General features: G+C 26.2%; 16 protein-coding genes. 1 reads left to right on the top strand and 15 read right to left on the bottom strand.

The features are described from left to right. Window positions 1-104 precede the first annotated feature (104 nt). Window positions 105-1,091 carry an aldo/keto reductase gene (locus SCHIN_RS02540; RefSeq protein ID WP_166508072.1) on the top strand — a complete coding sequence of 329 codons (987 nt, stop codon included), beginning with the start codon at window positions 105-107 and terminating at the stop codon, window positions 1,089-1,091. A gap of 24 nt (window positions 1,092-1,115) precedes the next feature. Here the strand turns inward: SCHIN_RS02540 and SCHIN_RS02535 are convergent, their stop codons facing one another. The 15 genes from SCHIN_RS02535 to SCHIN_RS02465 form a co-directional block, all read right to left on the bottom strand. After that, window positions 1,116-1,865: a hypothetical protein gene (locus tag SCHIN_RS02535; protein WP_166508071.1), complete on the bottom strand. Its 750-nt coding sequence runs from the start codon at window positions 1,863-1,865 to the stop codon at window positions 1,116-1,118. A 65-nt stretch (window positions 1,866-1,930) separates the two neighbouring features. Continuing rightward, entirely contained in the window at window positions 1,931-3,040 is a 1,110-nt protein-coding gene (gene hemW / locus SCHIN_RS02530; RefSeq protein WP_166508070.1) for a radical SAM family heme chaperone HemW, read from the bottom strand. After that, window positions 3,025-4,683 (bottom strand): MSC_0882 family membrane protein, encoded by a 1,659-nt coding sequence (locus SCHIN_RS02525; protein WP_166508069.1) that lies wholly within the window; start codon window positions 4,681-4,683, stop codon window positions 3,025-3,027. The genes hemW and SCHIN_RS02525 overlap by 16 nt, the downstream gene beginning before the upstream one ends. A 39-nt stretch (window positions 4,684-4,722) precedes the next feature. Then, window positions 4,723-4,986: a TIGR04561 family membrane protein gene (locus SCHIN_RS02520; protein WP_166508068.1), complete on the bottom strand. Its 264-nt coding sequence runs from the start codon at window positions 4,984-4,986 to the stop codon at window positions 4,723-4,725. A gap of 124 nt (window positions 4,987-5,110) precedes the next feature. Next, window positions 5,111-5,602, bottom strand: coding sequence for a hypothetical protein (locus SCHIN_RS02515; RefSeq protein WP_166508067.1), 492 nt, complete (start codon window positions 5,600-5,602; stop codon window positions 5,111-5,113). 176 nt (window positions 5,603-5,778) lie between these two features. Next, complete coding sequence (locus SCHIN_RS02510; protein WP_166508066.1) at window positions 5,779-6,288, bottom strand: lipoprotein; 510 nt, start codon at window positions 6,286-6,288, stop codon at window positions 5,779-5,781. A gap of 155 nt (window positions 6,289-6,443) precedes the next feature. Further along, a complete protein-coding gene (gene nadE / locus SCHIN_RS02505; protein WP_166508065.1) occupies window positions 6,444-7,175 on the bottom strand; it encodes an NAD(+) synthase in 732 nt (243 codons plus the stop codon). 1 nt (window position 7,176) lies between these two features. Beyond that, complete coding sequence (obgE, locus tag SCHIN_RS02500; protein ID WP_166508064.1) at window positions 7,177-8,469, bottom strand: GTPase ObgE; 1,293 nt, start codon at window positions 8,467-8,469, stop codon at window positions 7,177-7,179. Window positions 8,470-8,477: 8 nt separating this feature from the next. Further along, complete coding sequence (locus SCHIN_RS02495) at window positions 8,478-8,831, bottom strand: hypothetical protein (RefSeq protein WP_166508063.1); 354 nt, start codon at window positions 8,829-8,831, stop codon at window positions 8,478-8,480. Between the two features lie 9 nt (window positions 8,832-8,840). After that, window positions 8,841-9,590 (bottom strand): DUF3196 family protein, encoded by a 750-nt coding sequence (locus tag SCHIN_RS02490; RefSeq protein WP_166508062.1) that lies wholly within the window; start codon window positions 9,588-9,590, stop codon window positions 8,841-8,843. 481 nt (window positions 9,591-10,071) lie between these two features. Next, complete coding sequence (locus SCHIN_RS02485; RefSeq protein ID WP_166508061.1) at window positions 10,072-10,851, bottom strand: hypothetical protein; 780 nt, start codon at window positions 10,849-10,851, stop codon at window positions 10,072-10,074. 892 nt (window positions 10,852-11,743) lie between these two features. Further along, window positions 11,744-12,097, bottom strand: a complete 354-nt coding sequence (locus tag SCHIN_RS02480) for a hypothetical protein (RefSeq protein WP_166508060.1) — start codon at window positions 12,095-12,097, stop codon at window positions 11,744-11,746. A 36-nt stretch (window positions 12,098-12,133) separates the two neighbouring features. Then, window positions 12,134-12,970: a hypothetical protein gene (locus SCHIN_RS02475; RefSeq protein WP_166508059.1), complete on the bottom strand. Its 837-nt coding sequence runs from the start codon at window positions 12,968-12,970 to the stop codon at window positions 12,134-12,136. 364 nt (window positions 12,971-13,334) lie between these two features. Beyond that, complete coding sequence (locus SCHIN_RS02470; RefSeq protein WP_166508058.1) at window positions 13,335-13,679, bottom strand: hypothetical protein; 345 nt, start codon at window positions 13,677-13,679, stop codon at window positions 13,335-13,337. A 42-nt stretch (window positions 13,680-13,721) separates the two neighbouring features. After that, complete coding sequence (locus SCHIN_RS02465) at window positions 13,722-14,054, bottom strand: hypothetical protein (protein WP_166508057.1); 333 nt, start codon at window positions 14,052-14,054, stop codon at window positions 13,722-13,724.

The following is a 14,054-nucleotide window of genomic DNA, read 5'->3' as shown; positions in this document are numbered from 1 at the left end:
AAGTGCTAAAAAATTTAAAATTTTTTACTTTTTTTACTTGCATTAGCCTTACTCTAAGCAACTATAATAAGAGTGTATTTAAACAATACTTGAAAGGAATTTATATGAAAAAAAGAATATTAGGAAAAGACTTAGAAGTTTCAGAACTAGGTCTTGGATGTATGGGTTTGAGCTTTTCTCTACCCCCATTTCCAACAAAACAAGAAGCTATAGAATTTATAAGAGAAGCTTATAAGAGAGGCGTTACTTTCTTTGATACAGCAGAAATTTATGGACCTTTTAATAACGAAGAAATCTTAGGAGAAGCTGTAAAAGACTTTAGAGATAAAGTAATTATTGCTACAAAATTTGGTTTCAAATATGATGGAAACCAAGTAATTGGAGTTGACAGCAGTGTTGAAAATATGCAAAGAGCATTAGAAGGAAGTTTAAAAAGACTTCAAACAGATTATATTGATCTTTACTATCAACATAGAGTTGATAAAGAAACACCAATAGAAAATGTTGCACAAGAAATGAAAAAAATGATAGAACAAGGTAAAGTTAGATATTGAGGTTTAAGTGAAGCTTCTGCTAAAACCATAAGAAAAGCACATGCAATTTGTCCATTAACTGCTCTTCAAAGTGAATACTCTATGTTTTTTAGAGAAGTTGAAAAAGAAATTTTGCCTACTTTAGAAGAGTTAAACATTGGTTTTGTTCCCTTCAGTCCTTTAGGTAGAGGTTTTTTAACAGGGACTATTACAAAAGACACTGTCTTTGAAAAAAATGACTTTAGATTAACTTCTCCAAGATTTAATAATCCAGAGTATTTTGAAGCCAATCTTAAACTTGTAGATTTAGTTAAAGAAATAGCTGCTGAAAAACAAACTAGTCCAGCTGCAATTGCTTTAGCTTGATTAATGGCTCAAAAACCTTGAATAGTTCCAATTCCAGGAACAAAAAAATTACATCGTTTAGAAGAAAATTTATCTGCAACTCAAGTTACTTTTACAAAAGAAGAATTATCAAAAATACAAGAAAAACTTGATAGCATTGAAATTTTAGGAAACAGATATAGCGAAGCTAACGAAAAACAAATAGATAAATAAAAAATAGACCAATTGGTCTATTTTTTAATGCAATGTATTTAACCTTATATTTTGTCTAACAAATATTGCTATCATTTGCATAACTGTTGCAAAAATAAGATTTTCAAATTCTTTATTTAATTTTTTGTCATTACCATTTAAACCTTCTCTTTCAAGCATAAATATTCTTAAAGCTAAAAAAGAGTTTCTTATCTTAAATAATTTAGATTTAATCATTTCAAAAGAATCAGAAATTCTTATAGATAATATTTGTTTTAAAATATCTCTTTGATACTCTGTTAAAGCATAAGGTAAATTGTTAAAAACTCTAAAATCCATCAACATAAAAACTAGATTTCAATTTAATTGTTCTTTAGTTTTTATTTGCTTTCTTTGTTTTTTATTTAACCTTAATCAAATATTTGCATCATATCTTATTTGGTTTAAAAATAGCTGAATAAGGTTTTTTATTTTTAAAACACCTTCAAATATTTGATTTGAATAATAGTTCTTTTTAAAAACCTTGTAGGTAAGTAATCTTATTTCATTTGCAATATGAGCTAAAGTTTCATATTCTAAAAAGTCTTCTTTCATGTTTTTATATAATGAATTAAAGTTTAAACTTGAAATAGATTGATTTAATAAAGTATAGTACTTTTTACAAATAAAAGTATTTGCAACTATATCAAAATTAAATAAGTTTTCATTTTGTTTTGGATTAATTTCATTGATATTTTCCAAAAAGACTTTTTGATTATAATGACATTTTTGATTTTCTATATTTTTTATTACCATTTTTTTATACTCCTCCAATATAACTATCGTCATAAAATACAAAAAAATGTACAAAAAAATACTTATTAATCTAAAAAATCAATAAGTATTTCATTCATAATATCAAAACCTCTTTTTGAACATTTTAATCTATCGTTTTCAATTACTAAAAAGCCTTTTTCTACGTTTTGTTCAATAACAGGTTTAAAGTGATCAAATACATTTCTGTTTATATAATCAGTTAAATCTATTCCTTCAACCATTCTTAATCCCATCATTATTATTTGAAAATAATAATCTTTAAGTGATAGTTTTTCATATTCTTTTGTATATTCTAAAGCACTACCCTTATTTACAGTTAAAAAATAACTTCCATCAATTGTTTCAAAACCAGTAGCACCTACTCCCACTCCAACAAATAATGAGTTATCTCAATAACTGATGTTGTGTTTTGAAGCTTTTCCATTGATTTGATAATTAGATATTTCATATCTAATGTAACCAAGTTTAGTTAATCCTTCGTTTACAACTTCATCAAATAGTTCATCATTTTCTGGTAATTGTAACTTGCGTCTTCCTCATACTGAGTTTTCTTTCATAATAAGTGAATATCAAGAAATATGGTCTGGTTTTAATTTTTCTATCATTTTTAAATCATTTTCAACGTTTTCTTTTGTTTGATTAAAAAGATTATACATAAGGTCAATACTTATGTTATCAAAACCAACTTCTCTTGCTAAAAGATATTTTTCTATTGCTTGTGAATTATCATGTATTCTACCTATTTTTTTTAAAAGATCATTATCAAATGTTTGTACTCCAATACTTAGTCTATTGATATTATATTTTTTATAAATTTCTAAGTTTTCTTTTGTAATTGATTCTGGGTTTAATTCAATAGTGTATTCAACTAAATCCTTTTTACAATATCTTTGTAGAATTTTACACATTTTTTCCGTTTGTTTTGCATTTAAACAACTTGGTGTTCCCCCACCAATATAAATTGTTTGTAAATTATCAAGTTTATCGTTATAACTTTTTAATTCTTCATCTAATAAATTTAAATATTTATCAATTGTTTTTGGATCTTTTGGTTTTATTGTTTTTACAAAGTCACAATAAAAGCAAATATGTTCACAAAAAGGAATGTGAACATATAAACTCTTAACTTTTCTTTCGTCTAATTTGATTTTCATGGTTTAAGTGATTGACCTTTTTTCTTTCTTACAATCATTCAAGGAATTACTATAGCAAATAATATAATTCCTAATGTTACTAAAAAGATTATTAAACATCTTCTGTTTGCTTTTTTTCGTATATCGTTTATTTGTTGTTGAGGAATTATTTCAAAACCATAGTAACCAATAATATTATTTTTACGGCTTCTTGTTGTAATAATGTTAATAATATGAGCACCTAACATTGAAAATAAAACAATAATATTTACAATAATATCTGATTTAAATGATTTTAATGGTGGTCAAGATCAGAATAAGAATCCAATTGGTTTATCTTTATTTGCTTCGTGTAATGCTTCAAGACCATATAATATACCTAAACTTATTGCTCCAACAATATAAGTTGAAAAAGCAATTCAGTTAATATAAACACTTCTCGAAATGAATGAACAGTAGTTTCTTGTTATAAAGAAAGGAATTGTTTCTTTTCCCATATACAATTCATTTTCATATTTTCTAACACTTGATATTAACAGACCATAATCTGCACAACCAATTCCAAAGAATGCAACTGAAATTAATAGGAAGAAGATTGAAAAGAACGGATACATTACTTCACTCTTTTTAATTCCCATATATTTTGGAGAAGCTTCAGTTGTATTATAATAAACAGCTAACATTACTGACATAATTATAATTCCAACTACTCCAAGCATTATTAAAAATGCATTTCTTAATTTTTCACTTTTAATTTCTTTAGATATTTGGCCAGGAATAATACTTGCTTGCTTCATACGTTTTTTGTATGATTCCCTTTCATATTGTTGGTAATGATTTGAAGGTGTTAAATGACCTTGTTCATAATTCCCTCCATAATATGATTCACTATATCCAGCATATTGTGCTTGGTTATATTGAGGATTTACATTATATTGATCATATGCTTGGTATTGTTCGTAATTTGGCATTCCCATGTTTACATTATTGTTGTAGGGATTTGAATATTGACTTTGATATTGTTGTGAATAACCATTTACAGGTGTATAACTTGGTTCATAGTTTCCATAATATCCATAATCTATAGGTTTTGGACTTTCAAAATCTAAATATTCTTGTTCATAGTATTGATCTTGGTAATAATTATTTGGACCTCTTTTACCTCTTGGGTGTTGTCCATACATTTGATTGTTTCCATAAGCTGGATTCATTGGTCGTTGCATACGCATTGCAGCAGGATTGTTCATTTGTTGGTTTACATGCATTGGTGCATTACTTTGATACATTTGTTGGTTTTGATAATGATTATTAATATTATCTTGTCCTAGTTGAGAAGGTGTTTGGTTATAGTTTCTTTGGATAGGGTTGTTTTCTTGGGCAAAAACTTCATTCTTGTAAACATTAATATTATTTTGTATTCCTTCATATCCTGAATCTTGATAGTTCATAGCAGGATTATAATTAGGTTCAGATAGATTTTTATTTTCTAATAATTGTTTTTGATATGTTGCAGTTTCATTGAAAACGTTTTGTTGTGGCATAACGCTCGCATTTGGGTAACCAGATATTTGTTGTTGAGGTTGTGGATTAACGTTAAAATTATCAGCATTTTGTTGCTGATTATTATTTTCTGAAGATTTATTGTATAAATTAATTCAACCCATAAAAAAATGCCCCTCTTTTTTATAGGATAAATACAAAAATTATTTAGCCTGTTTTCTTAATTTTTTAATTTTGGCAATTTCTAACTCCAAATCGTCCCTTTGTTGTTCGAATTTTTCCAAACGTTTAAAATCTTTTGCATTTACTTGTTCTTTATCAAAAACATAAGTTCTGTTTTTTCTAAAGAGAATAACAAAAAATAAAACAAGCGCAATAATCCCTATTATTGCAAAAGTAATCAAAATGGCAAGTAATGGTATATCTAAGTCTAAAACAGTAAATTTTGTTCCATTGTTTTGCTTCATATGTATCACCTTTTTTTGTATTTAAGCCCATAATTGTAAATTACCCTATCTACAATTCACTAACATAATATCATATTTTGAGTAAAAATTTTGCTAAAAAATGAAAAAAATAACCCTAAAAGGATTATTCTCAACTAGCAACTAATGCTTCAACGATATCTGTTTTTCATTCTTCAACATCTAAATCATTTACAAAGAAATCAATAAATTGATCTTTGAAAGTAACTATTAAGTTAGCTGAAAAATCAGCTTCTTCAATTTCTAATTCCCCTAATTTAGCAATAATTTCTGCTGGATATTCTGGGTTAAATGCGATTGATTGAACACAATCTTCTGCAAAATCTTCTGCATTGTTTTCTTCTTTTAAAGCTCCCATCAATGCAGCATAAATTTCTTCTTCACCAATTGGTGCAGCTTTAACTAAATCTGCAAGTTCTTGGAAAGATTTACCTTTGTTATCTGGGTTTTCATATACATTATCTATTTCTTCTCCGAAAATAACTACAGCAAAGTATAAACTCATACCTGCAATTAATTCTTCAAACATTTTGTCAGCTATTTCATCATTTAATTGATCAATAAACTCACTAATACCATTTGCTTGTTGTTCTGTCATGTTTTTTTACTCCTTATTTTTCTAATTATCTATTAAAAACAAAGATTAGTCAAAGAAAATAGCAATAAAAGAATAAAAAAAATGATTAAGTAAAGCCAATAACTTGGTTATTAGTTAATCATTTTAATAGTTTTTTAATTAATTTCTTTAATTACTTACCATAGAAAAAGTTGCTCTTAAAGAGTTACTTTGTAACTAAATAAATTGCTAAATTTAACAGTTCCTTCGTATACATCATTTTTACCTTCAACCTCTTTAAGGTCGGTAGTATCCATTTTAAATAAATAAAGAGTAAATGATTTATCACCCTTATTTCCTTTAGCTGAAAATCCGTGAAATTCCGGTAAACCTTCTCGACCTTCTTCGTTGTCATCCATCATTTTTTTACTTTCGACAAATAATGATGCGAGATCTTTAGTATTTATATCTAAAACTAAACCATAAATTTTACCCTTGTATTTTAATTCACTTTCTCCTCCAAAAACTTCATTTAAATTAGTCTCCTTATAATCTTTATCTAGCTTTCCATCTTTTACTACAACTCCTGAGGCTTCTATAATTTTTTCTTTTGTTGCGCCTTCTACTAAAGTAAATTTTGATATTTTTTCATTACTACATGCCACAACTGTTGTAGTTGTAGAAGCTACCAATCCAGTAGCTGCAAATATACTTAGTAATTTTTTCATTTGTTTTTTTCCTTCTACATTATTCTCATAAGTAACAATATTTTATCAAACCAATAATAGGAAACAAGTTTCAAATGTTGCTTTAAAAGGTATATTGCTTTAAATATTGAGTTTTTTGATAAAAAAAATTTAAAAAAAATCACACCTAAGTGTGACTATCTTTCAAATTTTTTTGGAGCAGGAGCACCTTGTCTTTTGTGTTCAGAAATGTTGTGTAATTGTTCAATTCTTTCTTTTACTTCGCTTGAAACTTCTTTTCCAGCTAAGTAATCATCAATTAAATCATAACCAAAACCAATTTCTGATTCATCTGTTTGATCTTCTCATAAACTTGCAGTTGGAGCTCTGTTTATTATAGAATCTGGAACTCCCAAAAGTTTTGCAGCTTCTCTAACTTCTCTTTTTAATAAACTTACAATTGGAAGAAGATCAACTCCTCCATCACCAAATTTTGTAAAGTAACCAATATGTCATTCATCAGCATTATCAGTTCCTAAAACTAAATAATTGTGAGTTTGAGCCATTGAGTATAAAGTTGACATTCTTAATCTTGCTTTTGTATTTGCAATTGCAAGTTTAGATTGTTCAATTCCTGAATTATTTAAACTATCTCTTAAAGTTTCAAAAGGTTGTTTTAAATCAACAGAAACGTAATTTAAATCTAAATCTCTTGTTAACTCTTCTTTACAAGTTTCATCTAATTGACTTGAATAACAAGGCATTCAAACTGCTAAATAATTGTCTGGAAATGCTTTTTTTGCAAGTGCAACAACCACAGCAGAATCAATTCCTCCACTAATCCCAACAATTACTCCTTTTTGGTTTGCTTTTTTAACCTCTTGTTGAATTCACTCAACAAGATAATCTAAGTATTCTTTTAATTCCATATTAATCCATCCATTCTAGTTCCATATCAAATATTTTTACAATATCTCCTCTTTGAGCACCTTTTTCTCTTAAAATATCATATGCTCCAAGAGCTTTGATTTTTTCATTGAATAGTAATAAGTTGTCGTGAGTTGAAATTGGAGTTTTTTGATATACTTTGTAAACATCTTCTCCTTCAATACTTCATCTTCCATTACCAAGATTTCTTACTATTACATCTTTTATATCACTTTCAAATGTATATAGTTTAAATCCAGGTATCTCATCACCTTTAATTAATCAAAGTGGTTCATCTTTAACGTTCTCTAATTGAGAACCAATTTCCAATAATAATTGGTCTATATTGATTTTACTTAATCCTGAAACTTCAATTATATTTTTATCTTTAAAATGTTCTTTAAAATATAAAATATTAATTTGCGCTTCTTCAATATCCATTTTATTTGCAACTATAATTTCAACTCTTTTATCTAAGTTTAAGTTATAGTCTAATAATTCTTTTCTTATTAAGTTATAGTTTGCAACAACATCTTCTGTTGCATAGTTTCCTGACATATCAATAACGTGACAAATTATTTTACACCTTTCAATATGTCTTAAAAATTCATGTCCTAAACCCTTTCCTAAACTAGCACCTTCAATTAAACCAGGTAAATCTGCAACTGTAAAAGTTCTTCCTTGTTTATCTCTTGATACTCCAAGTTGGGGATTTAAAGTTGTAAAAGGATAATCTGCAACTTGAGGTTTTGAATTGGAAATAGCTCTTAATAATGTTGATTTACCAGCATTTGGTAAACCAACAAAACCAACATCTGCCAATACTTTTAATTCAGCTTTAATGTTTATTTCTTGTCCAGGATCTCCTGCTTCAAAAATGGTTGGTGCTTTATTTCTAGAGTTTGCAAATCTTGCATTCCCTCTTCCACCTTTTCCACCAAGAGCAAGTACTTTTTCTTCATCATTTTTTGTAAAATCAGCTAGCATTTCCCCACTATCTGCATCAAACAATACTGTACCTACCGGAACTTTAATTACTATGTCTTTTCCGTTTTTACCGTGCATATTTTTTATATCACCTTTAAAACCATCTTGAGCTGTATAGAATCTTTGAAGTTTTAAATCTAGTAGAGAAGATTTACCTTCGTCTGCTACAAAGATAACATCTCCTCCTTTTCCACCATCTCCACCGTTTGGTCCACCATTGGCTACATAAAGTTCATGCCTAAAAGAAACAGCACCATCTCCACCGTTTCCTGATTTTATATTAAATTGTGCAACATCTACGAATTTCATGTTTTATATTAATCCTCAATTTCCATTGCATCAGATATATTTATTTCACCATCAATTAATTGTTGGTAACAATTATCACATGCAAATGTTGGCATACCAATTGAAGCATTGTAGTCATCTACTTCTTGTCAAGCTTCAATTGGTCCTGTCATCATATCATCCAATTCATCATCACTGATTTCTGGATTTTCATCAATAGCTTCTTGAGCTATTTGACCTATGGTTTTTGGTGCATTTTCTGCAACATAACCGATTTCATCGATTCCACAAACAGAACAAGTAATTCCAAATAATTCCATCATTACATTTCTATTATCTTCAAATTTTTTAAAGTCCTCAGGACTGAACACTGTTTTTTTCATAATAATCTCCTAAATTAATTTATCAAACTTATTTAATAATAACATTGCTTTTGAATAATTAAAATCTAATTTTTCTTTTAATGTTTCATCAAAATCTAGTCCTAAAGATTTATGAGCAAACATTATTATTGCAGCAACTATTTCATTGTTACCATAACCTTCCATTCTAAAATCTGGGAAAATGTTATAGTAATAGGTATTTGCAATATGCTTGCAAATAGTAAATAAACTTGGGTTTTGATCAGCTACTAAATCTTCAAGTTTTTCTTCAATTTCTGTTAAAAAATTCTTAGCTTCACTTAAATCAAAAGTTGCTGGATTTAACCTTATTGTAAGTTCTTGTTTTTTTATTTCAATTATCTCATCAACTTTTTGTTCTATTAAAACCATTAATAAAAAAGTCTTATATTCATTTTTTACATTTTGGTTTAATAAGTAGTTTTTAATATCTGGCATAATTTTACGAGCATTTAAACTTCTTAGAGCATCAAATGCTACTATGTGCATTTCTTGGTCTAAAGTTTGTCCCATAATGTCACTTATTTTATCAAAATTTCAATTCAAATAACTATTGTCTTTATTTTGAGCAAAACTCTCATTTATTTGAATTGAAAGTTTTTCTAATTCTTCTTCAAAATCAAAAGGAACATATGGAGCTTTAAGTTCTTCATTAATTTGTTCCATGGCTTGTTGAAATTCACCTTTATCAATAAGATCTTTTACTTTTTCTGCAATTTCATCATAGTAATTCTTTTCCATATTTCCTCCTATACCTCGTCTATTATTTTATCAAAATAATAGAATTAAAATTCTTTTATATTTTTAACAAACAAAAAAGAACATAAATTTTGTTCTTTTTGACTATATTCAACTCTCTAAAATTAAGGTTTATTTTAATTAACACGTTTCTTACTGGTATGTTATTTTATTAAATGAACCTATAAATACAACACATAGAGAATAAAAAGAAATCTTTTGAGTTTCTCTAAAGAAATTTGAATCAAATTCAAATTTATATTAAATTTATTTATTTTATTTATTTTATTTATTTTGTTAAAAATTAAAGTAATATGTAAAATAAGATAGTTAACTCAGTATTTTTGAGTCTTATATAGTTAAAAGCCAATAAAGAATGATTGATAAATAGCGTAAATAAATGTTGTGGCAAATAGCATTATGATATTTTCTTTAAAATATGCCTTATTATTCCTAACTGGCTTATTTTTACTTTACACATTCCCTATAAAGCCTTTACATACCAAACTATAATAACAGTTGCTCAAAAATATACACCATAACCCCTGTTTACTACAGATATAATATGACCCACTACAAACAAATAATCCGCTATTTGACTCAGAATTGCAGATACTAACACACCTGCAGCTCCGGCTATTGCAAAACGTAGGATTAAATACGATGCCAAAGAAGCAGAAGTGGAAATCAAATTTAAAATATTTAGTAATTCTATAGTTGCCTGATTGTTAAGTGTTAACTTATATGTACCGAATCAATATCATTTTGTATACAGTTTGTAATAGGCTTTTTGAGATCTCTGTAATATGGAGTTGTCAATGTCCGTTAACCCTGTTTCTGTATCAAAAAAATATTCATCTTCTAAATATGGTTTATATTGTATTAATTCATCTTGGTAAATAAATATATCATCTTCAAAAGCTTTATTTAGTTCTTCCTTAAATGCCTCAGTTTCAAATAATACTATCAAGTCCATTGATTCACCTTTTATCAACATTTTTTCTATATCTACATAGATGCTATCAGAAAGAGCATTATAAGCAAAATATTCTAATACTATATCATAACTGTCAAATATCGCATTTCTTTTAACATTTTGTTTTTCGAAATGATCCGAAAGTTTTTCAATTATTTCCTCCTTATGATAATTGTTGGTATAATTTATTTTATTTTCATTATTCTTACTGTCAAAAGATGATATTGATAGACTTAAGGTTGATAAACCTATTGCTAAAATTCAAAATATGGATATAATTTTTTTCATTTTTTTTCCTTTCTTGATTGCTAGACTAAAAGAAATTATAAATAAAATATGTTTTATTGTGTTGAGGTTATCGCTAAACCTTTAAAATTTTTTCACTATAATTAAAATACTTCAAAAGAATTCTAAGATAAAGTTTTGCTTTTTTTATATTTTTTCAATAAGAAAAATCAATAAATAAAAACAAAAGGTGTAAATCATCTAGTTTTTAACATTTTTTTATATACAGTAGAACTTTTAGTTAATTCATATTTCCTTTCAATTCTCCCTATAATTTCAAAAGGTAATAAATATATAAGTATAAAAAATGTTAAGGCTTGAAAAATAGTATAAGCCGTTTTTGAAGGTTGATCTAATTGTGATAAAACAGTTATACCAGCTATTAATAATATCAATAATATCCTCAATAAAAGAAATCACTTCACAATATTTCTCTCCTTTTTTGTAAATAAAATAATTGTTAAATAAAACACAAATGTCAATTTGTGTTTTATATTTTTAATTCACTTCGATTTCTTCGTTTTTTTCTTTTGTATTTATTTCCTTTTTATATTTTTTTTAACTGTATATGTCAATAAATAAATATGAAGGGTGAAAAATAACGTGTTCTATTTAGTTTATGATAAACTTTTGAGTTTTTGTCTAAATACATATTTTCTTGAATAGATTCTATAAAATAAAGCGGCATAAAATACGATAACAATAGAAAAAATACGCCCACGATTAAGGATGAAATTTGTATAAAACTAATTCCTTTAGTAAAAAATATGGATATAGAATGAAAAGAAAATAATATAAAAACAAATAATAAACCAATTATATAAAATATGTGTTTTTTTAGCATAATAGATTCCCCCTTAGGATATATAAAAAGATTTTTGTTAAACTTTTTGAATTAATTTAGTATTTCTATAGGTCCTTTTTCTGTTGATTCTTTTCTTTCTTGGAATTCTTTTTTCAATAACTTGTCTCAATAAAAGAAAATAAATACTGTGTAAAATCTTGTAGCACGCATTTTTTTATATATCTCAGCTTCTTTTTCTAAGTTGTGTATTTTTTTTATTTCTCTCAACTCAAGCATAGGTAAAAAACAAAGTGATAATATACTTAGAATCAATACTGTTCAGCTAAGAATTATTCAATAACCCCCTAGAACTTCTGGATAAATAATAGAATAAATAGAAGATATCAAAAAACTAATTCAGAAAAAAACTTCTAACATTATTTGAACTATTGTGTGTTTTTTCATAAAAAATTTCCTTTCTTAATTAAAAGTTGTTTTTTTCTACAGTGCTTTTACATATCAAACAATTACAACTGTTGTTCAAATATAAACACCTCTTCCATTGTTGGTATAACTAACTCTATTTGCGACACTTTTTAAATAAAATGAGATTATTTTAATTACCGCAGAAACTATGGTTCCTATTTTAGGAATATATTTAGCAAAAAAAGCAATTACACTCCCTACAGTTCCTGAGATTCATAGTATTCTTACAAGTTCTATAGTTGCTGCATTATTTAGTGTTACCTTATAAGTTCCAAATCAATATCACTTTGTTAAGAACTCTACCTTGTAACCATTAGATCTAAAATTATTGACTGAAGTTAGGTTACTTACACTATTATTTGAACTTATGTGGTGAGTATTTTCTAAGTATGGGGTAAATTGAACTAAGTTATCCTTGTAAACAAATAATTCATTTTTAAAAGCCTCGTTTACTCCAACCTTAAACTCATCAGTTTTTAATAATTTTATTAAATCACTATCTTCTTTTTTTAATAACATTTCTTCATAGTCAACATAAATTTCTTTCAATTCACTATCATAATTAAAATAATTTAAAACTATTTCATAGTTATCTGTAAGTTTATGATTTACTTTTTTAGAGTTATAGTTGTAAACATTTAAATCCAAATTTTTCATTGAATCATTAACTTTTTCATTTTCAAGATCATTTAATTCAAAATAATCTGTTAACTCTTCAGATATACCTCTCTCATACTCTTTTGCAAATGTATCTACACTTGCAATATCTCTGTTTTTAACAGAAGATAAGGTTAGAGTGGTGCTTGAAGCACCAATTGCCAATACACTAAAAAATGATAATATTTTTTTCATTGCTATTACTCCTTTCAAATTAATAGATTATATAGAATAAAATATTTTAAAATTTATATTATAGGTCTATTTAAAATTCAAATAATTTTAAATAATGTCGCAGATTTAAACATTGTAAATTTAATTTAAATAAACAAAAAAGCAATTAACTAATTAATAATTATTGTTAATTGCTTTTAATTTATTAAATGTATGACATCACTTTTTTGTTAATAATATTTAAATCTTTTAATCACTTTCTTATTCCCTTATAATCACAATAATTTTAACACCCTAAAAAACAAAGTCAATCCACAATTATTCCCACAGCAACATGCAAGATAAAGAGAAAAAAACACAAATAGTCAATTTGTGTTTTATATTTTTAATTCACTTCGATTTCTTTGTTTTTTTCTTTTGCATTTATTTCCTTTTTATATTTATTCAATTGTATATGTCAATAAATAAATACAATAGGAGTTAAATAACGTGTCTTATGCAGTTTATTATAAACTGTAGAATTTTTGTCTAAATCCATTTGTTCTTGAATAGATTCTAAAAAATAAAGCGGCATAAAATATAAAAATAATATAGAAAATATTAAATTTATTATAAGTATAACCATTAGAAGTGTATCAGGCTTATCGAAAAGTATTAGAGATGGAAAAATAGCAAAAAACAAAAAGAAAAACAACCAACCAATTATAAAAAATATTTGTTTACCCGACATAAGTAAACCCCTTTCTTAGAAAATTAAATACAATTTTTTAATTTACACATTAACATCTTCTGCTAAGTTATTTTTAAATTCTTTTCTCAGTCATATATCTCAAAAAATTAAAATAATAGGACTTAAGAACATAGTTCCTATAATTTTTTTAGATAGTTTCGAACCATTTACTATTGGATATTTTGTTAAATAAGTGAAATATACAATAATTGGCATACAATATATAACAATAGACCCTAATATGACATACCCTCATGTTATTCAATCATATTGGGAGTTAAATGTTCCATCAACAATAAACATTATTGAAGTTAAAACCAAAAGAATATCACTGCCTAGAATAAACAATATAGTAAATTTATCTTTAATTTTCAT

This window comes from Spiroplasma chinense, from assembly GCF_008086545.1.
In the GTDB taxonomy this organism is placed as follows: Bacteria; Bacillota_I; Bacilli_A; order Mycoplasmatales; family Mycoplasmataceae; genus Spiroplasma_A; species Spiroplasma_A chinense.
The sequence above is the reverse complement of the archived record's forward strand: the minus strand, read 5'-3'. Positions and strand labels throughout refer to the sequence as shown.